The sequence below is a fragment of the Paenibacillus shenyangensis genome, assembly GCF_000346635.1.
GTDB classification, from domain to species: domain Bacteria; phylum Bacillota; class Bacilli; order Paenibacillales; family Paenibacillaceae; genus Saccharibacillus; species Saccharibacillus dauci.
Genome location: NZ_AOIG01000006.1, coordinates 180317 through 205910 on the forward strand (window position 1 = coordinate 180317; position 25594 = coordinate 205910).

At 43.3% G+C, this 25594-nt stretch carries 34 protein-coding genes; 7 read left to right on the forward strand and 27 right to left on the reverse strand.

Features of this window, described 5'->3' with window-relative positions; all coding sequences use genetic code 11:
• Nucleotides 1–158 precede the first annotated feature (158 nt).
• A complete protein-coding gene (locus H065_RS0104890; protein WP_017811902.1) occupies nt 159–1106 on the forward strand; it encodes a sulfurtransferase in 948 nt (315 codons plus the stop codon).
• Between the two features lie 70 nt (nt 1107–1176).
• On the opposite strand, the gene H065_RS0104895 is transcribed toward H065_RS0104890, so the two are convergent.
• Nucleotides 1177–2652: a DHA2 family efflux MFS transporter permease subunit gene (locus tag H065_RS0104895; RefSeq protein ID WP_017811903.1), complete on the reverse strand. Its 1476-nt coding sequence runs from the start codon at nt 2650–2652 to the stop codon at nt 1177–1179.
• Between the two features lie 5 nt (nt 2653–2657).
• Nucleotides 2658–3554 (reverse strand): NAD-dependent epimerase/dehydratase family protein, encoded by an 897-nt coding sequence (locus H065_RS0104900; RefSeq protein WP_017811904.1) that lies wholly within the window; start codon nt 3552–3554, stop codon nt 2658–2660.
• Nucleotides 3555–4040: 486 nt separating this feature from the next.
• Between H065_RS0104900 and H065_RS0104905 the strand changes: the two genes are divergently transcribed.
• Both H065_RS0104905 and H065_RS0104910 read left to right on the forward strand, forming a co-directional pair.
• A complete protein-coding gene (locus H065_RS0104905; protein WP_017811905.1) occupies nt 4041–4550 on the forward strand; it encodes a MepB family protein in 510 nt (169 codons plus the stop codon).
• Between the two features lie 312 nt (nt 4551–4862).
• Nucleotides 4863–6077: an FAD-dependent monooxygenase gene (locus tag H065_RS0104910; protein ID WP_017811906.1), complete on the forward strand. Its 1215-nt coding sequence runs from the start codon at nt 4863–4865 to the stop codon at nt 6075–6077.
• Between the two features lie 160 nt (nt 6078–6237).
• Here H065_RS0104910 and H065_RS0104915 read toward each other — a convergent pair whose 3' ends face one another.
• From H065_RS0104915 to H065_RS0104930, 4 genes are all read right to left on the reverse strand, one after another.
• On the reverse strand, nt 6238–6666 hold the full coding sequence (locus H065_RS0104915; RefSeq protein WP_017811907.1) for an NUDIX hydrolase: 429 nt from the start codon (nt 6664–6666) through the stop codon (nt 6238–6240).
• Nucleotides 6667–7221: 555 nt separating this feature from the next.
• The gene (locus tag H065_RS25240) at nt 7222–7782 is read right to left on the reverse strand and encodes a hypothetical protein (RefSeq protein WP_017811908.1); all 561 of its coding nucleotides are present in this window, start codon (nt 7780–7782) and stop codon (nt 7222–7224) included.
• 148 nt (nt 7783–7930) lie between these two features.
• Entirely contained in the window at nt 7931–8302 is a 372-nt protein-coding gene (locus H065_RS0104925) for a hypothetical protein (protein WP_017811909.1), read from the reverse strand.
• Nucleotides 8303–8494: 192 nt separating this feature from the next.
• Nucleotides 8495–9013, reverse strand: a complete 519-nt coding sequence (locus H065_RS0104930) for a hypothetical protein (RefSeq protein ID WP_017811910.1) — start codon at nt 9011–9013, stop codon at nt 8495–8497.
• Between the two features lie 326 nt (nt 9014–9339).
• On the opposite strand from H065_RS0104930, the gene H065_RS25245 reads away from it, so the two are divergent.
• Nucleotides 9340–9795, forward strand: coding sequence for a MarR family transcriptional regulator (locus H065_RS25245; protein ID WP_152425804.1), 456 nt, complete (start codon nt 9340–9342; stop codon nt 9793–9795).
• 93 nt (nt 9796–9888) lie between these two features.
• On the opposite strand, the gene H065_RS0104940 is transcribed toward H065_RS25245, so the two are convergent.
• Nucleotides 9889–10404, reverse strand: coding sequence for a DNA topology modulation protein (locus H065_RS0104940; protein WP_017811912.1), 516 nt, complete (start codon nt 10402–10404; stop codon nt 9889–9891).
• Nucleotides 10405–10535: 131 nt separating this feature from the next.
• Entirely contained in the window at nt 10536–11177 is a 642-nt protein-coding gene (locus tag H065_RS0104945; protein WP_017811913.1) for a FusB/FusC family EF-G-binding protein, read from the reverse strand.
• Nucleotides 11178–11538: 361 nt separating this feature from the next.
• Between H065_RS0104945 and H065_RS0104950 the strand changes: the two genes are divergently transcribed.
• A complete protein-coding gene (locus tag H065_RS0104950) occupies nt 11539–11913 on the forward strand; it encodes a MerR family transcriptional regulator (protein WP_017811914.1) in 375 nt (124 codons plus the stop codon).
• A gap of 15 nt (nt 11914–11928) precedes the next feature.
• Nucleotides 11929–12690 (forward strand): SDR family oxidoreductase, encoded by a 762-nt coding sequence (locus H065_RS0104955; protein WP_017811915.1) that lies wholly within the window; start codon nt 11929–11931, stop codon nt 12688–12690.
• Between the two features lie 154 nt (nt 12691–12844).
• Here H065_RS0104955 and H065_RS28130 read toward each other — a convergent pair whose 3' ends face one another.
• A complete protein-coding gene (locus H065_RS28130) occupies nt 12845–13093 on the reverse strand; it encodes a hypothetical protein (RefSeq protein WP_036629367.1) in 249 nt (82 codons plus the stop codon).
• A 103-nt stretch (nt 13094–13196) separates the two neighbouring features.
• On the opposite strand from H065_RS28130, the gene H065_RS0104965 reads away from it, so the two are divergent.
• On the forward strand, nt 13197–13928 hold the full coding sequence (locus tag H065_RS0104965; protein WP_017811917.1) for an MORN repeat-containing protein: 732 nt from the start codon (nt 13197–13199) through the stop codon (nt 13926–13928).
• Between the two features lie 160 nt (nt 13929–14088).
• Here the strand turns inward: H065_RS0104965 and H065_RS0104970 are convergent, their stop codons facing one another.
• The 18 genes from H065_RS0104970 to H065_RS0105055 form a co-directional block, all read right to left on the reverse strand.
• Nucleotides 14089–14589, reverse strand: a complete 501-nt coding sequence (locus H065_RS0104970) for a DinB family protein (protein ID WP_017811918.1) — start codon at nt 14587–14589, stop codon at nt 14089–14091.
• 66 nt (nt 14590–14655) lie between these two features.
• Nucleotides 14656–15312 carry a hypothetical protein gene (locus H065_RS0104975; protein WP_017811919.1) on the reverse strand — a complete coding sequence of 219 codons (657 nt, stop codon included), beginning with the start codon at nt 15310–15312 and terminating at the stop codon, nt 14656–14658.
• 53 nt (nt 15313–15365) lie between these two features.
• On the reverse strand, nt 15366–15926 hold the full coding sequence (locus H065_RS0104980; RefSeq protein ID WP_017811920.1) for a hypothetical protein: 561 nt from the start codon (nt 15924–15926) through the stop codon (nt 15366–15368).
• A 25-nt stretch (nt 15927–15951) separates the two neighbouring features.
• The gene (locus H065_RS25255; RefSeq protein ID WP_017811921.1) at nt 15952–16464 is read right to left on the reverse strand and encodes a CHAP domain-containing protein; all 513 of its coding nucleotides are present in this window, start codon (nt 16462–16464) and stop codon (nt 15952–15954) included.
• Between the two features lie 31 nt (nt 16465–16495).
• Entirely contained in the window at nt 16496–17152 is a 657-nt protein-coding gene (locus H065_RS0104990; protein ID WP_017811922.1) for a hypothetical protein, read from the reverse strand.
• Between the two features lie 115 nt (nt 17153–17267).
• Complete coding sequence (locus H065_RS0104995) at nt 17268–17858, reverse strand: hypothetical protein (protein WP_017811923.1); 591 nt, start codon at nt 17856–17858, stop codon at nt 17268–17270.
• 40 nt (nt 17859–17898) lie between these two features.
• Nucleotides 17899–18228, reverse strand: coding sequence for a low molecular weight protein tyrosine phosphatase family protein (locus H065_RS0105000; protein WP_017811924.1), 330 nt, complete (start codon nt 18226–18228; stop codon nt 17899–17901).
• Nucleotides 18229–18247: 19 nt separating this feature from the next.
• Nucleotides 18248–18457: a hypothetical protein gene (locus tag H065_RS0105005; RefSeq protein WP_238557886.1), complete on the reverse strand. Its 210-nt coding sequence runs from the start codon at nt 18455–18457 to the stop codon at nt 18248–18250.
• 113 nt (nt 18458–18570) lie between these two features.
• Nucleotides 18571–19413: a P-loop NTPase family protein gene (locus H065_RS0105010; protein WP_017811926.1), complete on the reverse strand. Its 843-nt coding sequence runs from the start codon at nt 19411–19413 to the stop codon at nt 18571–18573.
• Nucleotides 19414–19527: 114 nt separating this feature from the next.
• Nucleotides 19528–20019 carry a cysteine hydrolase family protein gene (locus tag H065_RS0105015; protein WP_017811927.1) on the reverse strand — a complete coding sequence of 164 codons (492 nt, stop codon included), beginning with the start codon at nt 20017–20019 and terminating at the stop codon, nt 19528–19530.
• 86 nt (nt 20020–20105) lie between these two features.
• Nucleotides 20106–20624, reverse strand: coding sequence for a GrpB family protein (locus H065_RS0105020; protein WP_017811928.1), 519 nt, complete (start codon nt 20622–20624; stop codon nt 20106–20108).
• A 195-nt stretch (nt 20625–20819) separates the two neighbouring features.
• Complete coding sequence (locus H065_RS0105025; RefSeq protein WP_017811929.1) at nt 20820–21875, reverse strand: ankyrin repeat domain-containing protein; 1056 nt, start codon at nt 21873–21875, stop codon at nt 20820–20822.
• Between the two features lie 143 nt (nt 21876–22018).
• Nucleotides 22019–22477 carry a hypothetical protein gene (locus tag H065_RS26845; protein WP_017811930.1) on the reverse strand — a complete coding sequence of 153 codons (459 nt, stop codon included), beginning with the start codon at nt 22475–22477 and terminating at the stop codon, nt 22019–22021.
• A 50-nt stretch (nt 22478–22527) separates the two neighbouring features.
• On the reverse strand, nt 22528–23091 hold the full coding sequence (locus H065_RS0105035) for a DUF4303 domain-containing protein (protein WP_017811931.1): 564 nt from the start codon (nt 23089–23091) through the stop codon (nt 22528–22530).
• A gap of 287 nt (nt 23092–23378) precedes the next feature.
• Nucleotides 23379–23846 carry a hypothetical protein gene (locus H065_RS0105040; RefSeq protein ID WP_017811932.1) on the reverse strand — a complete coding sequence of 156 codons (468 nt, stop codon included), beginning with the start codon at nt 23844–23846 and terminating at the stop codon, nt 23379–23381.
• 81 nt (nt 23847–23927) lie between these two features.
• Nucleotides 23928–24404: a GNAT family N-acetyltransferase gene (locus H065_RS0105045; protein WP_017811933.1), complete on the reverse strand. Its 477-nt coding sequence runs from the start codon at nt 24402–24404 to the stop codon at nt 23928–23930.
• 96 nt (nt 24405–24500) lie between these two features.
• The gene (locus tag H065_RS0105050; protein ID WP_017811934.1) at nt 24501–24905 is read right to left on the reverse strand and encodes a GNAT family N-acetyltransferase; all 405 of its coding nucleotides are present in this window, start codon (nt 24903–24905) and stop codon (nt 24501–24503) included.
• A 16-nt stretch (nt 24906–24921) separates the two neighbouring features.
• Nucleotides 24922–25563, reverse strand: a complete 642-nt coding sequence (locus tag H065_RS0105055) for a DUF3885 domain-containing protein (RefSeq protein WP_017811935.1) — start codon at nt 25561–25563, stop codon at nt 24922–24924.
• Nucleotides 25564–25594 lie beyond the last annotated feature (31 nt).

Consider the following 25594-nt stretch of genomic DNA (forward strand, 5'->3'; position numbering starts at 1 on the left):
TCTTGCCAAATAGGATAAATGATTATTTCTATTATCCAGCTAGTAATACAGTGTAAAATAGAGACAGATTGGAAGTAGTACTCCTTGCTTCTCTCTAGGTTACTAAGCTTATCCAACTCGAAATCTATCTAATCCTGTACATGGAAGGAGCACAACACATGCAAAATACCGTATCTATCAAATGGCTGCTCGCCCGGATGTTCGAACCGGATCTGGTTATCGCCGACTGCCGCTTCTGGCTGAACGATCCACTAGCTGGACGCCAAAAATATGCCGAATCTCATATTCCGCGAGCAATCTATCTCGATCTGGAGGAAGACCTCTCCTCCCCCGTCAGCACTCACGGCGGCCGTCATCCATTGCCGGAGTCGGAACAGATGGCCCGTATCTTCGGCCGCGCTGGACTGAGCCAGGATGACCGAATCGTAATCTACGATGACAATAACGGCATGAATGCATCCCGCCTGTGGTGGATGCTGACGTATCTGGGACACAATCAGGTGTACATACTAGAGCAGGATTTCAGCGCCTGGAAGCAGGCAGGCTATCCGGTGACCGATGAGCAGCCGGTAATCGTGCCGAAGACATTTGAAGCGCGTCCACAGGAAGACATGGTAGTAGATGTCGATTATGTGCGTCAGGTGTCAGAGCGCCTATTGGGATCGGGCCGTGCCAATGCCGGGCAAGCTGATAGTATTAATCATACGGCGGCTGATCATACCAACAGCAGTCACGAAGCAGACTCCACTGTACATCTCAACACGCCAACAGTACTGATCGACTCGCGCGCCCATAACCGCTATCTGGGACTGGAAGAACATTTGGACAAAAAAGCTGGTCATATTCCCGGCGCAGTCAACTTTTTCTGGCAGGATGTACTGACCGAAGCAGGAAGCCTGAAATCTGCCGAACAGCTGGAAGAGCAATTTGCCAGGCTGGATAAAGAAGCTGAGATTATCGTGTACTGCGGTTCTGGCGTATCTGCTTGTCCGAATGTGTTTGCTTTAAGACAGATTGGATTTGAGAATGTGAAACTGTATCCGGGGAGCTGGAGTGACTGGATCAGTTACGAGGATAATCCGGTAGCGACGGGGAATGAAGTGTAAGATTGGTTAGAATAGAGAAGCCCGCGGTAGACGCGGGCTTCTTTGTAACGTGCTGCTCGATATCCCAAACTCAGTCGATCTTCCGCTCGGCTCCCTCTTCTCGACCATCGGAGAGCAGCGCCTCATCTCTGGACGTTTCTTCTACAGGAGGTCTGGACGAGCGCATAAAGAAGGAATAAACGGCTCCTGCTCCGGCCACGGACGTAAGAATCCAGAATACGGCGCGAATACCCGGTAGCGTATTCGCCGGGAAAGGCAGCGAACTGTGCGCAGCGAACGGAGTGAGCACGGCGGCCAGCACGACTCCGCTCAGCGCACCGCTGAAAGCGCGGATCATAATCATCATCGGCGAAGCATGCTTGATTAGACTGGGCGGTATGGTTGCCATCGCGTAGGCCGTAACCGGCGACATGATAAAACCGACGCTGACCATAAAAATGGCAAATAACAAAACGAGCAGGAGGATCGGCGTGGCGGGTCCAATCAGCAGCGCGAACAGCAGCAGAGCGGCCGTCATGCTAAGCAGCGCGAAGCGGATCAGCCGGGTTGCACCAAAGCGATCGTACAGCCGCCCCGAGACAAAGCCGGAAATGCCCATCAGCAGCGCTCCCGGGAGCAAGGTCAGCCCGGATTCCCTCGGCGTCATGCCGCGAACGTTCTGCGCATATAGCGGCAGAAAGATTTCGACGCCGATCATGGCGAAAAATAAAGCGATGCTGATGAACGTCGTTTGCGTGAATATCCGATTCCGGAACAGCCGCATATCCAGGAAAGGCTCGGGCAGTCTCAACTGGCGCATGACGAATATGGCGACTAGCACGATTCCGGCCAGCAGTACGGCCCAGGCGGTAAGCGTGTTTCCCTGCCGTCCAACCGAATTTAACCCGTACAGCACACTGGAGAACCCCGCCGATGAATAAAGCAGAGAACGTAGATCCAGCTTCGCCGGACTTCGTTCACCCACATTTTTCAAACTGACAAAAGACAGCGCGAGATTAAGAACGGCAACGGGCAGCGTCGCATAAAACAGCATTCTCCACGAATGATCTTCCACTATGATTCCCGACAAGACGGGACCGAGCGCGGGAGCGAGGCCCATCACGATCCCGACCGTGCCCATCGCCGAACCGATCTTTTCTCGGGGAAATACGCGTAGAATCGTTGTTTGGAACAGCGGCATGAGCAGGCCTGCTCCGATGCCCTGCACCAGGCGTCCGATCAGCAGGAGCGAGTAACCAGAAGAAACGGCGGCGATCAGCAGTCCGGCTAGGAAAGCACCTGCGGAAGCGAAGAATAAAGCCCGCGTGGAGAAGCGTCCGAGCAGAAATCCGGCGGCTGGCACGACGATTCCGCTGGTCAGCAGATATAGGGTAACCAGCCACTGCGCCTGGTTTTCCAGAATGCCCAGATCGCTCATCATGCGAGGCAATGCCGTATTCAACATGGTTTGCATCAACTGAGCCAGGAAGTTTGCGGCGATCAAAGAAGAAACGATCCAGCCCGGCCGGGCGAACGTGGCGGGGGCAATCGATTTTATAAGGGCCATAACGATCAGCTCCTCCGATAAATATGGGATATCCAGGACTGAATGGATTCTCCCGCTGGCCGCCAGCCCAGAGTTTCCCGTGCCACAACCGAACGTACCCGGGAATTGGAAGCAAGCGTATACTGCGCGATCGGTCCGAATTCCGCCACTGCTTCGTCCAGCGGCCATGAAGCCGTTCGGCCTTCGTAACCAAGAGCCTCGCTTACATAACGGGCCAGATCCTTGAACGATTCTTCTCCGTTCTCGGCAAACAGATAAGATCCAGCCGGCGCTTTTTCAAGCGCGAGCAGATACAGCCGGGCCAGATCGTCGATATGAACGTTGGACCAGCGGTTGAGTCCCTGACCGATATAGACACCTGTGCTGTTTTCTTTTGATTTGCGAACAATGACAGGCAATTGTACACTTTCGGCGGGAAGACCAAGCGATGTTCCGTATACCATGGATGGGACAATAACGATTCCGCGCACGCCCTCTTCCTCACCGGCTTTGCGTACCTGTTCGTTGATGCGGATATGTTCCAGATCCCGGTTCAGCGGCGTTGTTTCCTGATAGATGTGCTCCGCTTCGTACTCTCCCCGCGCATCGTCGCCAACGATTCCGGAACCGGAGGTATGGATCAGCGCTTTATCCGTTCCACGCAGAGCACGCAGGAACGCCTCCACCGAAGATCGGTGACCGGCATCCGCCGTATGAACGACCGCATCGCTCATCCGAGCGTATTTGATTAAAAGAGATTCGTCTTCCAGCGAACCCAATACAGGTTCCACTCCCAATTGTTTTAACGCGTTGAAGCTTTCTTCTTTCCGCGTCAAGCCGTAAATCGAATGTCCCGCTTCCAGTAATACTTTTGCTACAGAGCTTCCAATATATCCGGTGACTCCTGTCATGAAAATATGCATAATTTTTCCCCCTTTTTATTAAAGACAAAGAAGATCTCTTATATCCTTAATTAGAATAAAAAATATTAATCTGCTCGATCTAGATACGATAAGTCACGTAAGCCAAGAAATACATAAATCTCGCTTCTATTAAAGACTTAACGTATCTATAATATCTTCTAATATTTAAAAAGTCAAACGCTAAAGCCGCACTCTCTCTCCATCATACACCTCGGAAACTCCAACTTCACTGTACCTGCAGAGATATGCTTTCAGCGAATAGCGACAACTGGAGTGAAGTGGATTAGTTATGAGGAGAACCCGATTGCGACTGGTAAAGATGTATAAAATAATTTAAAGCAGTAAAGCTTGTGAAAATATAGTTTTTCTATAAGTGATGAAAAACCATGGCCCTTTCATTGATGTGCTAAAATAGACTTGGTTCGCACTGCATTAAAATAGAATACCTACAAAATTAGTAACTATAGCCGGGAGACTAAACCTATTATGAGTATTTTCCAACAGACGCTGACTCACATACAAGAAGTGGTATACATACCAGCAGGCTGGCATATCGATCACTTGCATGAAGAAAAGCAGAATGCGGAATATGGAGCAGGCATATTTCAGCTTCACCAACGATCAGATACATCTCTGTCAGTGCGATTCAGAGTCGCAAAAACCACACCTACCAAAGCAGGACAATTCGTTGTATTTTGGCAAAAAAATGCCGAGAAACAAAATCAGCCTTTTACTTATGAAGAATCAGCCGACCTGCTGGTTATTCATGTGATCCATCCTGCAACGAGTGAAAATGGTCAGTTCGTTTTCCCCAAAGATGTACTCAAAAAACATGGCATTTTATCCACCGATGACAATAAAGGGAAGATGGCTATGCGCGTATATCCAAGTTGGGATGAAGTAACCAGTAAACAAGCGATTGCCACACAGAAATGGCAATTGCCCTATTTTGCGAAATTAGACACTGAAAAACTGACCAAACTGTATAAGTCATAATACGTACTTTATAACTTCTATCGAAAAGAAATAGACTATAATAATGAAGAAACAGTATGCCCATACAAATCATTATGGTCTGAACAAATGTGTTGTTGATGTATAAGTATACACAAACGCCAAACTACCTCTCTCTTCTCGCCGATTCATCCTGCTCGTTTCAACCTCTATTTACAGGGTAAGGAACATCTAATTACATCTTTTCACTGTTTGCCAAGTGTTAGATGTGGTTTTTTTAATGCTCTTTCTTCCCGCTTTCCTGCTCTATTTTTATTTATAAACACATACGCAAATGCCGAGAGGAGCAACATAATGACAGTTCAAAAGGCACTTATTTCAGGTGCGAGTATTGCCGGTCTCAGCACTGCTTTCTGGCTGGGCAAGGTAGGCTGGGAAGTTACAATTATTGAACGTGCAAGCGTCTTCCGTGAGGGTGGACAGAATGTTGATGTACGCGGAGTGGCGCGTGAGCTTCTTCAAAAAATGGGCATCGAAGAACAGGTCCGCAAGCAGACTACCACCGAAGAAGGGACTGCATTTGTCAACGACAAAGGACAGGTGATAGGCGCTTTCCCTGTAGAGGATTCAGATGGGCTCACCGCTGAAATCGAGATTCTGCGAGGCGATCTGGCGCGTATTATTCTGGATGCATTGCCGCCAGGTATTTCGGTTCGTTATGGAGAATGGATTGAACAAGTGAACGATCAGCATGAATATGTCGAGATCGAACTGCATTCCGGGCAAAAAGAAAGATACGACCTGCTCATTATTGCAGAAGGCGTCCGCTCGAGAACAAGGGATAAGGTATTCGGAGATCGTGTCTCCCGCAATGAACTGGGATTGAATATGATCTATGGAACGATTGAAAAGCAAGATGGAGATGACCGCTGGTGGCGCTGGTATAATGCTGCAGGTAGGCGCCAAATCTCGATTCGTCCGGATAATAAGGGAACGATGCGGGCAACGCTGGCCTTCAAAGATCGAGAGCGCAATCTGGCAGACCTTCCTTCCGATCAGGCTCGTGCTGAACTGCCAGATATTTTCATCGGAGCCGGCTGGCAGGACGAACGCGTAGTTAGCGGATTTGCTACCTCGAAGGATGTTTACTTTGATTATCTTACACAGATTATGATGCCGACCTGGTCGGAAGGCAGAGTGTGTGTCACTGGCGATGCAGCATGGTGTGTCACCCCTATAGGCGGAGGAGGTTCATCGCTGGCATTGATTGGCGGATATGTTCTTGCAGCCTTTCTGTCTCAGTGCGAGTCCAGCCAACCAGAAAGCCTAAACAGTTGTCTAAGCAAGTATAAGCAGTGGATGCGTCCCATGGTGGAGAAAGCCCAGAAACTGCCTCCAGGAGCTCCAGATCTATTTTTCCCCCAAAGCAAAGCCGGCGTAGGCACCATACAGACCATTTTGCGGATTGCCAGTTTTGGTCCTTTACGCAAATTGTTTGCTCATATTGGTCATGTCGCCGACAGTAAGCAGCAGCTACCTGATATTCGAGTGACTCAGACTACATCTTAAGCGACTATCTATGTGAGCAGATTAATTTTTATAATACGAATGTTGATTTATTCAAAAAACAGCTGCATGGCCAGAGAATCATGATCTGGCCGTGCAGCTGTTTAACCAAAAGCTTTTTCAAATGCACTACCCTACTCATCTACTATCTACTATCTACCATCTACTTCTCGCCTTCATTGAAATAGATGGCGCTTTGACTGCCTATCATCTTTCGCAATCCACCTTGATAATAAGGCATTAATTGCTCCGCTTCCTCCAGATCGACCCAGGCTAACTCGGCGATCTCATCCGGTCTGACGATCTGTTCGTCACCACCGCATGTTTCAGCTTTAAACGTAATAAATAACACATGCTCCTGCTTGGCGGAAAATACACATTCATTTATAGCTACTATGCCATGAATAGTAACATCCAGCCCGGTTTCTTCCTTGGCTTCTCTAATCGCTGCCTGCTCCAGGGATTCTCCCTCTTCTACAGCTCCACCTGGAAGAGACCACCGATCACCTGCTTCATCGATATTTTTCACTATCAGTACTTTGGAATGGGCAGGATCGGTAATCAGGCAATAGGCTACGTTGACTCTTCTCATTATTTTCAATCTCCTTTCCAGTAAGAAATCACATCGCTTGCTCTCCTAGTTATGTAGCCCACGCATCATTTACTGCTTTGCGCATGTTTATACAGCTTCTCCAGCCAAGTTCTATAAGCGATGCTCACTATTTTCCAGTACTATAGTCCCTTTTGGCATATTCTTTCCACCGTAAATCGTTATAATACAGTCTCCAGATGGAACTTTCGGGCCGTTATCATTATTTACAAAGACTTCAGTTGTGCCTGGAGCATCCAGCAAGAAGCATAATTGATAAAGTAGTAATACCTGCTGTTTTTAAGAATGGATTGATCATTTCATCCACCTTTCTTCTTCTCTGTTTTTGACACTTTAACAATATACCATTATATGGATGCCGCATGCTAATACAAGCACCAAGAGAACAAAGAAGGTGCACAGCACTAGAAAACATAAAAAAGAAGAAACCTGCTGTAAGCACAGGTTTCTTCTTTTGGATTGAACACTGTCGATTCTGGAAATGCAATTCTATTTGCAGATACCACACGATGTTCCAAAGTTCTCGCCTCTAGATACTCACTTGGCTTGCGGAGCATAGCGGGTAACGTCTACCGCTACATGCTCAAGCTTCGTTTTGCTTAATGAATGAGCAGGTGCATAGATGGTAACGAAGCGGTCTTTTAAAGGGAAAGTCAGCATATCGGTACCGTTTACTTTATACCATTTGCCTTTTACATTATTGGAATCTGGAAGTGTAACTACCGTGCCTTTGTAGCTGTAGGAATCATCACGCGGAGATACGGACACTCTCATATATTTGAAAATAAAGGTCACACTATCGCCACCAACGCCTACTTTTTTGAAAGCATCACCGGTGATCATTCGTGAAGGTACATATGGTGTCTCGAATCCGTCAAAGGCAGCAAAAGCTTTGACAATTTGTTTGTACTGAGCAGCGGTATAGGGAACGTCGCTCAGGGAGAAATTCATTTTCTGCGAAGATGAAGCAGAGCTTGTAGCGACTGCTGATGTTGATTTGCTGGTCGTGCTGGCCGCCGAGACGGTCGGAGTAGATACGGTTCCTGTCAAAAGTACGCCTGCGGCGAGAGAAGCTGCTATCCATTGTGGGTAACGCATAATTCATCCATCTCCTTCGTATATGTGTTTTCTTGGTATGTGCTTATCTTACCCACCGAATGTATCGATCCTGGAACCGAATTGTATCCAACTTGTAAATAATATCTACTTTTATAACCACCGTTATGTACACATATGTACTACTGAATCATACATACCATTTGTGTACAATATCGTATGTATAATCGGGGCTATAATCACTAAATTCAAGCTTGCCAAATTGAATACTCACCTGAAATACTTCTAACAGCCTCCTCCCAATTTCATCAATATCATACCCAGGATATTCGATTCTCAATATAACTGGACACTCGTACAATCCCTGTGTCCAATCATGCTCTCTGGACATGTTAAAAGAAATCATTTGTTCAGAGTCTACGGTGTCTTCTAGTTCATACCATTCCCATCTATCTTCATAATCTCTATGACATTCTGGCAAGCGGAGTACTTCCTTAATATCTTCAATTACATCGGATAGTTCCTTTTCAACATAAAACCAAAAACAATTATGTGTATACATGCCGTTCCCCCATACATATAAGATCTGATTGTGAATATATCCATTCATATCCCTACTGTTCTCTAATAAAACAAAAGAAGCCGTCTTATTAAACAGCTCCTTTTGCCAAACTTCTAATTATCTGTTTGATGCCAACTTAACCATTCAAGCCCTGCTTCGTCAATAGCAATCGGAAGCAATAGGTTTTGCGTCTTAACTAGTCCACTGCTTATATCCCATTACAGTGAAGTTTTTATTGGTGCTCGTAACGACGATTCTAAAATTCTTATAATCATTTCTCGGCAATTTCATATGTTGGTGCTGCGCTTTGGATCTTGGCTGGAACGTGCTTACCAATACCGGCTGCCATCCTTTGTCTGTCTCGGTCTCCAGACTGAACACAACACCTTCTTCGTTCTGACCGGTAAAAGGAAACACCGTAAATTGAACATCAGTGATACCTTCCGCTTTTAGATTATTAATAGTATGCGGTGTAGTCTCATTCGTAAACGTATAATACACATAATAACCCAGATCCGGCATAGGATCATCGAATTGCGGTGGATCAGGAATTCCTGCTGCTTCCATTTGTACACTGCTAGAAGAGTACTCTACCGGAGTAGTTTCTGCAAACGCGGTAGAGTACAGACCAGGAACAGAACACGTAGATACCAGACTTAGCCCAAAAGCAGCCACAGACAGATTACGAATCCACCGTTTAGCATTTTCCATTATTAATACCCCTCATTCTGATTAATAGTATCCATCTTGAATCCAGCGACTTACTGAATATTTGCACCTCTTTTCTGCCATTTTTTCCACCCTATTACTTACTCCCTTTCTAAATAACACCAATAATATATCATCTTTAGAAATAAATGGATATGTAAGAATCAGCTACTTTTCCATTCCCATCATTACTTGACGTGCCAAAAAGCACATCATACAATTAAAATATTTAACCGGCTTAGAATTCCAATCTGGTTATACATGACATAGAGCTGGAGGCGAACAAGCTGAATAAACAAGAACGATTATCCGCGCTGGTCAGCTGTCAAATGCAGATGATTGTAGCCGGACATGCCAAGCTAGTCGATGACAGTCTCTCCGCTCCACAATATCTGATTCTACAAATGCTGGTTCGGCAGGGACCGATGATCAGCACCAATTTTGTATCCATCCTGGATGTCACACCAGCCGCAATTACCAATCTGACGAACAAATTGGTTCAAAAAGGTTATATTGAGCGATTGCCTTCTACCCTGGATCGACGCCAGACCTATCTGCAGGCAACCAGACAGGGTCATGAGGCCGAAAATAAATTACGTGTACGCTACAAGCAGTTGACCCAGGGATTATGGGACGATTTATCCGAGCAGGAGACCGACCTGCTGTTATCTGTATACGGCAAGATGGTGCAGCGTTTGCAAGAACGATTGAATTTCAAACTGGAATATATGCTTAAAGAAGAGAAACTTGCTACAGATAAGTCCGATTATGAAGACCATCTTTGATTCAGGATCCAGTCCCCATCCCTGTTCATTTCAGCTTCCAGACTGAATACTATACCTTCTTTATTTTGACCTTTAATAATGTATGGATGTACATTAATGTTCACTTAGATCTTGTTGCAAAAACTGTTCCAGTTGTCTGGGCGACGTAAATATGTAAATTTGCTTGCTGCTTTTTAATTCATTCAGCTTACTCAGTACTTTGGGCCGCTGATCCCGGCGATATCGCCAAATCCATTTGACAAACTTCAGGTCTATCTTCTCCTCGCAGCCAGCCGCCATATCAGGGCGCGTTTTACCTTTATACTGAAATCTTCGCTTCACTGCCCGGAACAGACTGATATAGGTTGGATAATCCAGATAAATGATTGTGTCTGCTTCTCGCAGGCGGATATCCATCGTTCTACCGTAATTTCCATCAATAATCCATTCGTTCTGTGCGGTTAGTTCTAATTGCAGCTGATCCCATTCGGCTACTGGTGTAGGTACCCAGCCTGGTCTCCAGTGCAGTGCGTCCAAATGATACACTGGCAGATTCAGCTTATTTGCCAACTTCTTGGATAGAGTAGATTTGCCAGAGCCACCCGAGCCGATAATCGCGATTTTTTGCATAGGAAATCCTCCATTCTTTTTGTGATTTATTAGTAGCGCCAACGAAAAAGAGCTGCTTTGCAGTCAGCTCTTTTCCAACTATCTATTCATGCGGCCACCGCAAAGTGGCCTTTTTTCATTTCATATCACGCTTACTTGCCTGCTGCCAGAAGAAATTTCTCCAGCGGAGCGGTATTGGTAATACTATGGTTACAAGCTTCATCATCGATACAAATATACTGACCTGCCGAAGCAAACTGATCCGGTCCGCTGCCTCGGGTCTTCACATTGAAGAATCCCAGTTCTCTATGCCGATTGCAGAACATACAGAATCCGTTTTTGTTGGTGGAGGTCATCTGTCCCTCTATACCGAGCAACTGCTCTCCATATGGGTATACAATATACAGCCGATTCGTAGCCACATCCATCCATCTCAGATACGTTGTACGTTTGTAATCGACAGATGCCAGATCCGGCGTTTTCAGCTTTTTGGATTTAGGAAATAATTTTTGAATCTGTTTGACTGTGACTTCCGGAAAAGGAATTACATGCGCCTCGAGCTCATCCAGATAGCTCTGCAGCTCGTAGGCTGCTTCATGCTTGGACATCTGCTCCAACAGGTTTTTCTGTTCCATCGTCAATTGATCAAATGCATCAATAGCATTTATAACAGCTGTACCTTTGACGGTCTCCAGCACTTTACGATCAGCTACAGTCCGCATCGTTTTTAGCAGAAAATCCGCTTGTTTGTGAATCACATTTAATTGGTGATTTTGAATAAATGGTGTTTGCATAGCTAACCGCCCCTTATTTGTATTGGACAATCCATAAGGTGCAAAGCCTGCACATGGTAACGAATAAAATAAACTGGGCGAAATCCTCTATCGAAATCGCGCCCTGCACAAAGACTCGCCCCTACTCAGGCTCTGCGCAAGGCTTCTCTAGTGAACGAGCAACACAGCACTACTGCCAACATTGCCAACGGTATGACCCCCAATTCAGTAGTATACGAAAAGTATAGCAGTATCGAATACACCGAATCAATGCGAATTCCATATATTCCCGTTTCTCTACGAATTAATATTGACATAAACCATGGTTTAAGTTCTATCATGAACTTGTCGACGTTCTATATTCACCCTTGGAGGCCTTCATATGAAATATTGTTCTATTGGCGAAGCAGCTGCTTATTTTGACATACCAGAATCCACACTTCGATATTACGAGAAACAAGGATTACTTCCGCTCATGGAACGAGATGCTGCCGGAAGACGATTGTTCTCGGAGGAACAGATGACGCTGCTCAAAATCGTTATCCATCTCAAACACACCCATATGCCTATCCGTACGATTAGACAGTATGTAGATTGGGTTATTGAAGGAGACCATACCACCGGATTACGGCTGGAGATGATGCAAAAGCACAAACAGGCAGTACTGGATGAAATCTCTGTGATGCATACTGCTCTCGATGGCATCGACTCCAAAATCGCCCGCTATCTGAATCGTATAGAACATCAAAACAACTAGAAAAGAGGAAGCTATATGCAGCTTACTGGGAATACCATACTGATCACCGGCGGTAGTGCCGGTATTGGACTCGCTTTTGCTGAACGCTTTTTGCAACTCGGTAATACTGTAATTATCTGTGGAAGACGTGAAGAAGCGCTTCGTAATGCTCAGACTAAATATCCGAATCTGATTACCCGGGTGAGCAATCTGGATAATGAATCCGAACGTATTGCTTTATTTGACTGGGTCACAACCCAGTATTCGGATGTCAATGTACTGGTTAACAATGCCGGGATTCAGCAGCGTTTTAATGTACTGACTGCAGATGCCCGGAACCATTGGAGTGACTTTAACAGAGAGATCACGACCAATATGGAAGCTCCGATCCATCTAGCGATGCTGTTTGCACCATTTTTGGCAGCACAGGACAAGGCTTCGATTCTCAATGTTACTTCCGGGTTGGCATTTACACCTTTTGCAATTGCTCCGATCTATTCCGCTACCAAAGCAGCACTGCATTCGTTTACTATGAGTCTGAGACATCAGCTGGGAGACACAGCTGTGGAAGTGATCGAGATCGCACCACCGGCAGTGAATACCGACCTGGGCGGCGCGGGACTGCATACGCATGGTGAACCACTGGATGATTTTGCAGATGGAATTTTTGCAGGACTCAAAGAAGGACTGGCTGAAATTGGATATGGTAGTTCTGCAGAGCGTTTGCGCATGTCGAGGGAGGATATTGATATCTATACCGAAAAGATGTACCAGGCCAGCAAGAATATGATTGAATAGCAAGAAGCGTAGGATATGAAATAAAACTCGCCTGTATTCGGGCGAGTTTTATTTGTTTACGGATTGTTTAATGTACCCTTCGCTTTCTGTGGGTCTTCCTAATCCTATATCTATCGCTTAGGCATTTTAGACATTTTCCGTGTATAGTGTGGTTCTAGTATGTTTTGCTGCTTTTGCCGACTGCTATCCATCTTCTGTCAATATCCTCAAACACAAACTCCTGATTGGATTGAGTCAGCACAATCTCGATACGATCTTTGTACAGGCAAATATGTGGCTCTTTCGCTTCCAGGTAAGGAACTGCTATAAAGCCAATCGATTGATAAAATGCTGCTGTTTTTTCCATAGCTGGACTTGGGAACATTTGAAGACAATTTGTAAATATTACTATTCTTCCTTCCATTTTAAAATTGCACGAATACGTAACATTTTCAGAATATTATTCGTCTATCCATTGTGCCGATCAAAGGCGGCCCAATTTTCAAACGATAAAGGAGACTCTACTTATGAAAAAACGTTCTGCCCTTCTTTGCACTTTAACCATCGCGCTAGCTCTCGGTGGAACAATAGCTTCCCCTATTGCTTCCACAACAAATGCGGCTGCAGCCAAACAATCTCTGACTTTTGTAAGTGGTGGCTCCTATTACGGACAGGTCGAAAATGGAAAAGCCCATGGCAAGGGCACAGTCAAATGGCCTAATGGCAAAACCTATTCCGGCAGCTTTGTAAATGGCTTGCGCTCGGGAACAGGGAAATACATAAACGAGTACAGCGATTCTGATTACCGCTATAAAGTCGTATATAACGGTTCCTGGAACAATGATCGGATGAATGGTGATGGTACTTTAACGGAACAACGTTTTCTGGAAAAAGATCATATGGTCTCGAACCAAATCCAGACTGGCACATTTAAGAACAATGCGCTGCTGTCCGGCTACAGTGTTACACGTGCCGAAGCCGATCCGGAATACAGCTTCACTTATCAGACTAATAACATGACGCTGAATGTATTGGAGAATCAGGGGAATCTGCTCCCACTCTGGAAAAAAGGCAGCCTGTTCAGTGTAACGTACAAAAAGGGGACTACGTCACACAGCTATTCCCTATTCCCTGAAGAATCCGCCAAAAAAGAACGTGAACGTCAGGCATCGATCAAATACCTGAAAAGTATCACTACACAGGTGACGCCGCATTTGCAAAAGTTTGAGCAGCTGTCCAAACAGCTCTCTCTGAAATAAAGCTTAGATCTTTGTAACTGTAAATAGACTTTGCAAATATGGATGGTTATGATGCACTAGTTGGAAAAGGCAGCCGAATGTATTCGCATTCCGGCTGTTTTTTTATGTTTTTATTTTTGAAATAGCTTTATACTTTACTCTGTTTATGATGAATGTCCTATTAGCGATCCTCATCATAAGTATCTTGCTTTATCAACTGTTGTAATGCTTTTTCATTGATTCCTTGCTGAACGAATTGGAAGCTTCTACCTGTCATTCGCTGTGTACGATCTATGATCTGTCCCAGATGGTAGCCTGTATGCTCTACCAGATGATAGATATCATACATATTCACAGCTGCCGTCTGATGAATGACTTGTTCGAACTCTCTGAATGTACTCTCCAGTAGTGCCAGCAGCTCATTTCTACTGATATCCAGATCGGTAAACGTCGACTCGATACCAGTCTCATATCGAATCTCTGGGGTCAACATTCTCTGAGTATTACGCCTGATATGCTCTACGATATGTATCACAATTCCACCTATACTATTAGCTTCTCCGGCTTCTCGGCTCCATAGCTGGTCTTCTTCCAGATAATTGAGAGCAGTACATAGCTTTGGGTAATAGTGATTGACCATCCGGTGCTTGGAGATAATTTTAAATTCCAATAATGGGTTCATCTACACTCGCTCCATCCCAAGCTGTAAACTAATACGTTTTTCTATGGAATAACTCCCAATTGCCGATTAATCGATCTTTATGGGCTGTAGCAGACGCTCTATATCATGCTGTTTGAATAACTTCTGCAACTCTTCGCTTGTTACTCTCACAAACTCTTCTACTCTTTCCAACGAAAAATAAGTCGGAACAATATGTGGCTCATTCGCAGCATCATTCAACCACTCGATCTTCATATCACGATACTTGGTTACTTCGGAGGCTGTTACCAGAGGCTCTACCGCATAACCCTCTGCTTGCAAAAGCATAGACACTGGGTCATCCCCTTGCTCCTGCACTATCCGCTGCAGTTCAAATTCAAGCTGTGCCGCCTCCTGATGATAGGAGTGCCGTATATCCTCACCGCGATACTGTTCTTTGTACTCTGCATACAGATTGTGCGTCCATTTCATATCGGTATAGATATGCGTAAAGTAACCTACAATATAGTCTTTCCATTCTACCTGAGGGCGCTCATCAAGATAGGACTGCAGCGTCTGCATAATCAATGCGGGACTGGCAAGCTGATCATTCTGTACGAGATGTGTTCGACCTTTCTCTTCTCGAGTGGTCTGTCCTCTTGCATGCAGTGAATCCGGCGCAATGCTGCCAAGCAGTAGATGAGGTGTAGGATTACCGGAATATAACTGATAGGATACGGCAAAATGAACCATGGGCCATGGCATATGTATTCCCCCCTGTAATTGAGTAATGGATATAAACCGAATAATGCGTTTCTCTATCCTTCTATCAGTTGACTCCAGAATGTTATGTATTTTATTTTGGCGTCATCCAATTCGCTCTGCGCTTTAAGTCTATACTCGATTTTAAAATACTCTTCCAAATTACTTCCGTAGTAGATAATATCCGTCTGATGCACAGATAATACCGGATTCCCCACTTCTGCCGGAGTCGACGGAATATACCGATGTCCATAAACAGGGATCAATGGAGGAACTTTTAAATACTCTTGGCAGGCTATTTTTTGGGCTTCCTTCAGATTATTCGGTCTTGTTCCCCAAGAATGATGCCAAAACTGGTTATGCTCAATATCAAATAATATTCCTTCCAAGGGTGCATCCAGTTGTCTGCGAATATCAGCTATCGTAGATTTAGAGAAATCCCGCCAAATAGGAAACGAGCGGCCTATAGGTAGCATATATTGCAACAATTCCTGTAAATCTGGCGGGAATTGAATATTATAGATACTTTCTATCTGACTAACTTCTTTATCAGACAGGCCGGGTGCCAGAGTGATTTGATGATCCCAAAGTAGTTGGTATATGGCTTTTGTATTCATTTTCCCTCCCGATCCCTTCCAAATGTCACTCTGAAGCGTACTTATATGTATCGTCGATTCGGATATATCCATTTATTTGTTCCAGTCTTCTTTGAAATATACCGGATCTGTTATAATAATTGCCTTCCGCCGTAATAATATATTCTCCTTCGCTTCTCACTACAATTCCAATATGATCATTCGGTCCATTCTCTACAACATTATCAAATACAATAAGATCTCCTCGTGCCGGTACAAAAGACCTTTCGCTGATCGGATGATAGAATCCATATAGCTGTCCCCATTCCATCCATGCTTCTACCCAGGCAAAGTTGCGCGTAACAGGGGTTGCATACCGGACAGGCAGCTTAATACCAGCTTCTATACAGCAGTGATAGACAAACGCAGCACACCAATCAAAACCTATATGGGGATCTTCTCTGGGAAAGTACCTAAGAATCGGCTCTAGATCCGGCCCATATTTATGTTCGTTTCCTATTAAAGGCTTTGAAGCTAATTGTTCAGCAACGGCAGCCAAAGTCTCTCTTCTGCTCATCATATTCCCCTTCTCCGGATATAACATTCGCTTGTTATTCGTCTTTATTATGACTATGCGCCTGATTAGTTCGAAGCCAATCCACCATAAAGTCAAACAATTCCATCGAATACCGATGATCATTGGTACAACCAGGCAGTTCCTGCTGAATCTTCTCTATATTACTCTCAATATCTACCGAATTCACAAAACATACCAGCCCTGGACAAAACGTATTCAAAGCCTGAAAATATCGTTTTTGTGGTTCGATAAATTTCAGGTTTAATTCAAAGCCTCTTCTTAACCGTGTAGCATCATTAGCCTTTCTTTCCCGAAGATTCTGCTTTTCGGTATGGAGAATAAAATACTTGTCAGGAAACCCAATTTTCTGCCGGCTTATAAACGGTCTATAAAATCGCTCCACAAATTCGAGACTCTGTCCATCGAACAACGTAAAATCAAATGACCAGTTATACCAAAAGGGCTGAAACAAATCGATATCGATAATCACCTGTGTAGTCGGTTCTTGCCTGGTGGCCATATTCCACCGATCCACCTGTCGTTCAAAAAACCATTCGGGATAGATGGGCTCCGGCTTTTCCCAACAAGCAGCGACTTCGGGAATATGAAGAGCGTTGTTGCGAATCGCAAGCGTAGCTGAAGTGGTTGTTTTTCCTGCTGCACTTGCTCCTTCTATACTGATAATAGTCACTTCCTGCTCCTCCTTTCCTGTGTAATATTATACGGCTTTGTCATCATCCATGCTTTAATAGTAATAGGTTCTAATCTTCTTTATTTTCGTCCAAGTAGTATTCAAAAAATATTTTTTAGACTCCTAATACTATCACTTTACCTTTCTCGTTTACTCCTCTAAATACAAACCCGCCTGCATCGTTTACATTTAGCTCTTTATACGTTGCTGCAAAACCATTTTCCAGATTCAATTCCATAAATAAAGTAGATTCTTTCTTTATTTCATGAATATCTGTTGAAATGTTATCATCAATATTATCGTTGCTTATAATCACTTTTTTAATTTCAGGATTATTTGATTTGACGGCAAATATAGTATCATATTTATTATCTGCATTTAAATTGGCCGACCATGTTCGCTCGATATCTCCCTCTTTCCCATTTAGAGGTGATAAGACTTGTAACATGGATACATTCGATACATGGTAGAGAAATCCCCATTTCGATTCCACCAACTTTGCATAGTATCCGTTATCCGTTTTCCATATAACCGTTTGATTGTCTGTATCTTCGTTCTCATAGACCTTTGTGCCATCCTGAAATGGAAAGGAATTCCTGATCGCTGCCTGTTCCACCAGAGAGTAACCAGAATTCTTAAACGCATAAACGATTATAAATATAAGAACTAATAGTACTATTGTTCTTTGTATACCTTTGCGATTCATAAACGCTCCCTTCTCTTGCTAACTACATATGATACTTTGTCTATTCAGGTACTTCGATATATTCACTCACTCTGGCTTTCAGTATTTCAATCAATTCTTCATCCATAAAACCATAATCATCCGGTATATCCAGACAGACTAATGTTTTATCAGCCAACCTATCCGAAAATTTCATCTTTAATCTTCTTGAGTGTTTCTTCTCCATCACAAAAATCAAATCTGACCAGCCAATATGTCCTTCGGTCACTTTGATTCTTGCACTATCTTCGGTTCCTGCAGATCTTACTTCATAGCCGTTATATCCATCAAAAACTTTCTCTGCTGTTAAACTGCGCCATTTATTACGGCTGCATATAAAAAGTATCTTCAAGTCCTATTTCATATCCCTTCTATCGCTTTCTGGAAATGATTAAATCATGTGCTTCTTCCTGACCTGGATCTTCAACATCTATCCACTCCAATACGCCGTCTCCGAATAATACGCTACAATATTCTTCTGCCTCTTCCAGATTATCGAACCAATAGTCGTGTATACAGGGAAGATCTTCCTTCGTATCGTAAGTGAACAGATAGACGTCTTGATCGTTCTCATAGATCATAACTTTCTGTATCTTGCTTTGATCCGTTATAAAAGCATATTTTCTCACTGTCTGCTCTCCCATTTCAAGAATTTCAATCATTATTACATTTTTTATTTATTGGATTAGGTACTCTATACAATACTTTCAAGAATGGCTCTTATTTTCTTTTGACACTGATCCATATTGTACTCGGCGTTATCTATTTTCCACTTGTTCATATCCAACAAATCAAAAATCTCTAGTTCGATATTCTTTCGTTCTTCGAGAACCTGGATCGTTCCATCCAAACCATGATACCCCTTCGCCTTGCCTAATCCCTGACGGGTATAATAATCAATAAACCCATCGGACCATGTTTTCGGTCTTTCCCGTACTGCTTTTTCAAACACAGATCGAATATCCGGTTGATCAATATAGATAAACAACGGATGTAGTGGCTTCATAAGCTCTCCCAATTGCATCACATAATCAATAACTTCCTGCTTCTGCACATTGTATTTCACTGTACCTATGGTAAGCGGGTTCTGCATAAAGCAGCATTCGAAGACAAATATAGAGTCACTAATTAATGCTTCTCGTTGAAAGCGATCCCATTTATCTGTAATAATTCTCCTATTCTGCTCAAAAGGCAGCTCGTAAATATCTTTTTGGGATACTTCATTCCACAGCTGATGTAGCTCATCCAATCCCAATTCATTTTTTATTTTTTGGTAAGGAACCAAGAAGTCATTGCCATTCTGAATCACTCTACTTTTCAATAATTCCGCGTATTCCTCATATGTAGATAACAGCTGATCTAGTTCCTTCTCTGTATAACAAGCAACACTCTCATAATCCGCAGGATGCTCCAGGTGGCCCTCCTGGAATAGTTGAACGTTCATTCCCTGTTCCCTGAGCATGTCTGCTATAAGCTGTGAAATAGTGGATTTTCCCGAGCCAGGCAGTCCTTCGACCATAATCAATTTGGTGTTCATTTATTGTCCTTTCTGCGTTGGGTGCATCTTCATTATTTGCCCAATAACCACCAATATAGAAATGCATTAAAATTCGCTCAGACACGACCGTTACATCCGGAAGTTTCCTGTCTTTTATTGATCTACCATATACTTGATGACCGGATAGGAAATCAGGTTTCGGTCTCTGTACGTGGAAGTGATAATATCACTATGCGTACTCAGAATTCCATTTTGCAGCAACACCGGTCGAAATCCTCTTTCTGTCGCTCCATTATACGTGAACAATACGCAGTGCTCCGCTGCAAGGCCTGCAATAATAATCAATTCAACATGATGATCCAACAGAATCTGTTCCAGATCGGTTTGCCAAAAAGCATTAGAATACTCTTTGGTTACGGTCAGATCGCTCTCCTCCATGCGAATATCCGGAATAAATTCATATTCTTGCTGATTGGATTCCTCACGCCCTTCTATGTCCTGGATATGTACGACAAGATGGTTATGGGAACGAAGCAGATCTGCAACATAATTGATATATTCACAAGCATGATCTACCATCCGTTGCTCCACTTGGTTATGCAAATGAATCTTTTGCATATCAACAATCAGAAATGCCAGGCTCATTTCATCCACTCCTCCAAAATAGGATATATCCCGCTTGGTCCAATTATACATACTATTTACCGCAAATTTCCAAATTTTTTTTTGAATTATGATCGATTTCGGGTAGCATACCACTTCAGTGCCCGCGTCTCCATGTCCTGTACAAAAGGCTTTTTGGCTTGGCTGTAGCCGCTCGTATCCTCATAAAGCTGTGCCAGCTCTTCTTTCATTGCGTTATAACGTTTTACTTCTTCGGGATGCATCCGAAGATAATCTCGTACAATCAGATGTCTGGATATATGCGGGTTATTCCACTGGTATATATGAATATGATGCGTCCGCTGCTCTCCACCTTTGCGAAACAGACGTCTTCCAGGTATTCCCCATTCTCCTGCTGCATCGTATCCGAGTGATACCATTCGGGTACTGAACCTATCGATCGTCTCAATGTCCCGAACCATAAGCATCATATCAATAACCGGTTTTGCTTTCATTCCCGGCACCGCTGTACTATCAAAATGCTCAAAGCAAATGATTTCTTCACCCAATATGGCTTTCAATAGTCGGGTCTCATCCTCATACATCTTCACCCAGCGAGTATCGTATTCCGTAAGACGCACCTTCATAAATGCTCCTCCTTCTATCCGTTATCGAACAAAACGATGACATGTAGCAAATAGTTAGTCATATGTAGTACAAGTATATGTTCTCTGTTAAAAAATATCCCTTTCTCTGGGCTGAATAGGCTTCGAAAAAGGGATATAACGCAATCAATATCTTTTATAGGAATAAAGCAATCATATGAATAAGGCAATCTTCTATTATCGCTTGTAATCAGGCTCTTCCATCGGTATTGGATTGGGATTACGGAGCACCCATTGTACAGCTAGCTCACACAATATTTCAGCTTCAATATCGTTGTCTCCGTTATGCAGATGTTGAACTAACTCTTCTGCTTCCTGGATGACAGTAGCGTCCAATGGCTTCCCCCAATTAAAGTAACGAATCAAGCTGCTAAGCATTTTGCGAAATTGATTATCCCAGTTACCGCCTCCGTTATCTCTAATTTCATAAAGGACTTTGCCGGTAATCCGTATCACTTCACCTTGAACCGTGTGCGCATGTCCCTTGGATGGAATCAGCCATTTCCACAGCTCATCATGCTGCTCCCGCCAAGTCTGTGCAGAGACGGTGATTGGGGAGACACCATCATGCATTTTCCGCTTCCCAATCGGTGCAACATCGAACAGCTCATACAGATGCTGCAGTGCCTTATCGGTTTGCTCCAGAGAATCTTTGTTAAATCCTTCCCGATGGAATTCGAATTCTTTACCGATATTTTGAACAGAATCTTTCATTGTTGGGGTGACGGCTACTCCCGCAGCAAGCAGAAGATCCGCTATTTCTGCCATATCGGAAATATTGTTATTTCTGCAGTATGCTAATCCTTTTTCAAGTGGAGTCTGCCCCATGCCATTTTTGGCATTCACATTTGCTCCATGATTGATCAGCACACGAACCGCCTCAGGTTTGTAAGAGGATACCGCAGCAAACAATGGCGTCTCGCCGCGGTAATCCAATGCTTCCAGATCTGCACCCAGTTCCAGCATAAGCTCGGTATGCCCACACCAACTCATCGCATGACTGTGCAAAGGAGTTTTTTTGTAACTATCTACCGCATTAATATCGGCACCTTGTTCTACCAGCCAGCGAACCAAATCGGCCGGCACATTGTAGAAGCTCAGCGCTGTTGATTTGCTGTAACCGCCTCGGGCATCCAGTTCACATAAGGTAAATACCTCTTTCAAAGCCGATAGATCGCCAGCTTCAATAAGCTCCTCAAAGTTTTTGGGTAAAGTTTTCTTCTTTTTGGGCATATGTAATTCTCTCCTTTATCGGAATTTATACTCAAGTATGATTTGTGGCGATTGCTTGCCCAGCAAATCCTATTCAAGTATTTGTGACTGTTTGACACCCAAAATATGTGCATAGTCGATTGAATTCAATGCCTGGATCGTTATTATACATGTTTTTCTTCCTTTAACCAGCGTTCATTCGATCGGTGTCTTCCCAGCTGCACGGTATCGAATTCGTCTCGGTCATCTGTTCTGGTTACGCACAGTTGCTGCAGTGCTTTATTTATAGCATTCCCACTCAAAGTTTCTTCAAAAATAATATCGGATGCCTCCCATACTATTGCGTTCTGTGTACCTACACCCCCAAAATATTCTGCCTCAATATAGGCTGTTCTAGCAATCTTGGAGAAATCGGAGCACAACTGTTTGAGTGCATCAGTCAGATATTCATAATCCTGTACCTTGGTTATTTGCTCTTTATTGATTTCATCGTAAAAATCATCACTTATCGGTATAGCGATTATATTTGGATACAGCTCGATCGCGCAAATATTATAATATTTCCCTTTATAGGCATCCCAGGCTTCGATCGAAGTCAGAATTCCATTAAAATAATATCCCATGTTTGAATGCACCTTTCGTTATGCCAAATTGGCTTTTACAGCCTTTCAGCCTATTCTGCTGCATCTTCTATTCCATCGAATCGCTCTGCAAACTGCTGATACACATCCTCGGGATTCAGCAACTTCGCCGAGTAATCTTCTACTTGCTCTGCCTCATCATCATCTGTAACTGATACGAACAAAGTTAAGCTGCTGCGTGGTATACTCGCAAATACACCTTCCTCATCCAGCTTCTGTAGTGCCCGAGTAGCCGCCTCATAAAACGCTGTACGAGATTCGTCACTATAGTCTTCCCTGTTCAGTAACATATTACTGACTTCAACAAGGCACGAACGTCCCAGATCGCTGTCACTGTATCCCCATTCATCCGGCATCCAGCGCAATGTTGGATGATCGGATGAATAACCTCCGTCCATTTCCCGATTATAGTATTCCACTCGTCGCTGCAGGGATTCCTCGGTATTCATGCCCAGATATACGCTACCCGCATCGCTGTCTGTAACTAGCGCAACCGCATACAGTCTCTCTGCACCTATATGTTTGATCAGTTCCGCACAATCGGCACGTAAAGCATCTACCAGTTGTTTTTGAAACTTCTCGAAAAAGTGTTCCATTTTATTATTCCTCCTATTTATCCAATTATTTTTCTTTAATCGTTATCTATCGTACATATCCGGCAGCAATATTTTCGCTTTTCCCCAAAAGAACCAAAAATTTGATCTTCCGATTGATGTGGTGTTTTGCGATGTAACTTATATTACTAGATGATGCAGACTCCATTTAAAATCAAATACCTCACTCACTGCACTTCTGCCTGTATATTCATTTCATATCTACTCGGCTTTTCTGACAATCCTAGAAAATAACACTTATCTTTTTGATCGAACCGTCTTTTAATATATCATTCGATATTATCTTGAGGTCCATATCTTTGTATCTCTCCAACCCACTCATTGACCTCTCTCCACTTCATTTTGTTGGAACAAATCCAATTCACATCCTGGTATTGATGTGCTTTTTCAGGAGTCCATTCTCTATCATCTGCCCAATAAAATAAGCCATCCTTACATAGAAAATTCGCTCCATATATAATCGAGTCATAATTTTCAGGACTTGGCTTTATGTATAATTGAACCAGCTCATCAAACATTAACTCAATGGCTGTTGGATTTGCATATTGTCTTTGAACGAGTAGCCTTACCTTATAATCACGCTGCATTGGTACCGACATGGACAGGTCTTCGTCAACATGATGACCTGTCCATATGTATAGTTCTTTGATGCAGGAGTCATGAAATCCACCAAATCTAGTCATAATATGATCAATATCTTCTTGATTATTTATTTGTTGCCATTGCGTATCTATCATGGGAGTACATCACTTCTTTACTTTTATATTGTGTTTAATATTTGGATAAAATAAAGATGTTCCTTCTCAATTCTCAGCGACCTAAAGCTGCAGCACAGTAATTAATTCATCATGGCAAATCTCGCCATTATCCCGAAAGCCAAAACTTTCATATAACTTTCGGGCTGAAGTATTGTCAGGGCTGTATGGAATCCAGCAGTATTCCGCAGGTCCGGCTGGATATGTACGAATAAATTCAATTATTCTCTCCATAGCTTTGCGTCCATATCCTTTATTTTGGTATTGTTGATCGATCATTAATCGTAATATGCAGTAATTTCCTTCTGCTATCCGGGGAAGATCGTATCCGGTAATTCCATAGGTAATCATCACAAAACCAACTGGCTGTTCCTCTGCATAGATCGCCAGCGGGAACGGATTCCCTCCATTGATCGAAAGCACATAACACGAAGCTACACTCGACAAATTGGATGCCACATACTTCTTCTGCTCCTCCAAGACTTCCAGATTAAAGATATCACGTCTATTTTCCAATGTAATCTTTCGTAATGTGATCATGCGATATGTACCTCATTTCTGGATTAACAATCATCTGCTGAAGTCCTAGTATCTTGAACGACAATGACAAATAGCTTTGACCAAATTCATATATAACTACAGTTTTTTGGACATAATCAATTCCAAAGGTTCATTGTCCTGCAGCAAACATCCAGCATCCTGATAGCCCAGCTTTCTATAAAAGTGCTGTGCCTCTTCATTGGATTGGGTAGATGTCATGACTACTGTAAATCCCTGTTCTCGCATGAGGTCTTCCCAATACTTCACCACTTGAGCGCCATATCCCCTGCCCCGATATTCTTCATCAATCCATATCATATTCATAAACGGAGTATTGTCCCAAAAATAATTAAACCGCATCCATCCGATTTCTTGATCCGCCTCTCGCAAAATATAAATCTCACTTCCATGGATCTTGGCTTCGACTAGCTCTTTGGCAATATGGTGATCTCTGGTCACGATAAAATTATAGTCAGTATCGACAGCGATATCTATTCTCATGGTAGGTCTCCTCGCTTCATATCATAATATAGTCTATTCTCTCCCGGTCATAATCCAGGATCCAATCATTAAATGTGGTATATAACGATTTCAACTCGCTCTTATTATTCGCGATCACATCAAGCCCTCTATCATCATACATGTGCCAGATCGTATGACGTTTGGGATTTAGCAAAAATATATCATCTCTGGTAAATGGCTGAATAGCAAAATCCTGATTGCCAATGACTCTTATCAAATTGGAATTATTCACTTCGGACCATAGGCACTGTATGTAGAATGTTTGGGAATAGCCAATAAGAGTTCCATCATCTTCGTCATACTGCGGGGATTCATCATATAACTGCACTCTTCCCTCGAGATTACCTTTAATATACGAAGCGGAAAATACGGAATCACCGACCTGAAAATCTAAAAACGGTTCTACATATTTAAAAGTCTGGACCAGGATGATCACTTCATCTTTTTCATCAAATAAAGCTTCTACAATCAATTTGGCGCGCAGATGAACCGTCATGAAGTATTTGGGATCATCCACCCCACGATAAGGTACTCCCAGTTCAAATCGAATGCCTACCGGTGCGTTATAAAACAAAGGACACTTTATTTGTATATTTTCAAAATAGGTTGCTAAATAGGTTTTTATATCAAAACTCATCGAATCAGCCTCTTATCTTTCCTATTCATCA

Coding starts and splice junctions, on each gene's coding strand:
- H065_RS28130 (WP_036629367.1), bottom strand. CDS start 13,093: ATGGAAGGAAGAATAGTAATATTTACAAATTGTCTTCAAATGTTCCCA.
- H065_RS0105015 (WP_017811927.1), bottom strand. CDS start 20,019: ATGAGCCTGGCATTTCTGATTGTTGATATGCAAAAGATTCATTTGCAT.
- H065_RS0104890 (WP_017811902.1), top strand. CDS start 159: ATGCAAAATACCGTATCTATCAAATGGCTGCTCGCCCGGATGTTCGAA.
- H065_RS0105045 (WP_017811933.1), bottom strand. CDS start 24,404: ATGATCACATTACGAAAGATTACATTGGAAAATAGACGTGATATCTTT.
- H065_RS0104980 (WP_017811920.1), bottom strand. CDS start 15,926: ATGAATACAAAAGCCATATACCAACTACTTTGGGATCATCAAATCACT.
- H065_RS25255 (WP_017811921.1), bottom strand. CDS start 16,464: ATGATGAGCAGAAGAGAGACTTTGGCTGCCGTTGCTGAACAATTAGCT.
- H065_RS0104940 (WP_017811912.1), bottom strand. CDS start 10,404: ATGCAAAAAATCGCGATTATCGGCTCGGGTGGCTCTGGCAAATCTACT.
- H065_RS0104995 (WP_017811923.1), bottom strand. CDS start 17,858: ATGAATCGCAAAGGTATACAAAGAACAATAGTACTATTAGTTCTTATA.
- H065_RS0104925 (WP_017811909.1), bottom strand. CDS start 8,302: ATGTATACACATAATTGTTTTTGGTTTTATGTTGAAAAGGAACTATCC.
- H065_RS0105005 (WP_238557886.1), bottom strand. CDS start 18,457: ATGATCTATGAGAACGATCAAGACGTCTATCTGTTCACTTACGATACG.
- H065_RS0105025 (WP_017811929.1), bottom strand. CDS start 21,875: ATGCCCAAAAAGAAGAAAACTTTACCCAAAAACTTTGAGGAGCTTATT.
- H065_RS25240 (WP_017811908.1), bottom strand. CDS start 7,782: ATGCGTTACCCACAATGGATAGCAGCTTCTCTCGCCGCAGGCGTACTT.
- H065_RS0104970 (WP_017811918.1), bottom strand. CDS start 14,589: ATGAACCCATTATTGGAATTTAAAATTATCTCCAAGCACCGGATGGTC.
- H065_RS0104910 (WP_017811906.1), top strand. CDS start 4,863: ATGACAGTTCAAAAGGCACTTATTTCAGGTGCGAGTATTGCCGGTCTC.
- H065_RS0105055 (WP_017811935.1), bottom strand. CDS start 25,563: ATGAGTTTTGATATAAAAACCTATTTAGCAACCTATTTTGAAAATATA.
- H065_RS0104975 (WP_017811919.1), bottom strand. CDS start 15,312: ATGCCATGGCCCATGGTTCATTTTGCCGTATCCTATCAGTTATATTCC.
- H065_RS0104965 (WP_017811917.1), top strand. CDS start 13,197: ATGAAAAAACGTTCTGCCCTTCTTTGCACTTTAACCATCGCGCTAGCT.
- H065_RS0105050 (WP_017811934.1), bottom strand. CDS start 24,905: ATGAGAATAGATATCGCTGTCGATACTGACTATAATTTTATCGTGACC.
- H065_RS0105010 (WP_017811926.1), bottom strand. CDS start 19,413: ATGAACACCAAATTGATTATGGTCGAAGGACTGCCTGGCTCGGGAAAA.
- H065_RS0104900 (WP_017811904.1), bottom strand. CDS start 3,554: ATGCATATTTTCATGACAGGAGTCACCGGATATATTGGAAGCTCTGTA.
- H065_RS0105040 (WP_017811932.1), bottom strand. CDS start 23,846: ATGATAGATACGCAATGGCAACAAATAAATAATCAAGAAGATATTGAT.
- H065_RS0104915 (WP_017811907.1), bottom strand. CDS start 6,666: ATGAGAAGAGTCAACGTAGCCTATTGCCTGATTACCGATCCTGCCCAT.
- H065_RS0104930 (WP_017811910.1), bottom strand. CDS start 9,013: ATGGAAAATGCTAAACGGTGGATTCGTAATCTGTCTGTGGCTGCTTTT.
- H065_RS0104955 (WP_017811915.1), top strand. CDS start 11,929: ATGCAGCTTACTGGGAATACCATACTGATCACCGGCGGTAGTGCCGGT.
- H065_RS0104950 (WP_017811914.1), top strand. CDS start 11,539: ATGAAATATTGTTCTATTGGCGAAGCAGCTGCTTATTTTGACATACCA.
- H065_RS26845 (WP_017811930.1), bottom strand. CDS start 22,477: ATGGGATATTATTTTAATGGAATTCTGACTTCGATCGAAGCCTGGGAT.
- H065_RS25245 (WP_152425804.1), top strand. CDS start 9,340: ATGCAGATGATTGTAGCCGGACATGCCAAGCTAGTCGATGACAGTCTC.
- H065_RS0105035 (WP_017811931.1), bottom strand. CDS start 23,091: ATGGAACACTTTTTCGAGAAGTTTCAAAAACAACTGGTAGATGCTTTA.
- H065_RS0104905 (WP_017811905.1), top strand. CDS start 4,041: ATGAGTATTTTCCAACAGACGCTGACTCACATACAAGAAGTGGTATAC.
- H065_RS0105020 (WP_017811928.1), bottom strand. CDS start 20,624: ATGAAGGTGCGTCTTACGGAATACGATACTCGCTGGGTGAAGATGTAT.
- H065_RS0104895 (WP_017811903.1), bottom strand. CDS start 2,652: ATGGCCCTTATAAAATCGATTGCCCCCGCCACGTTCGCCCGGCCGGGC.
- H065_RS0104945 (WP_017811913.1), bottom strand. CDS start 11,177: ATGCAAACACCATTTATTCAAAATCACCAATTAAATGTGATTCACAAA.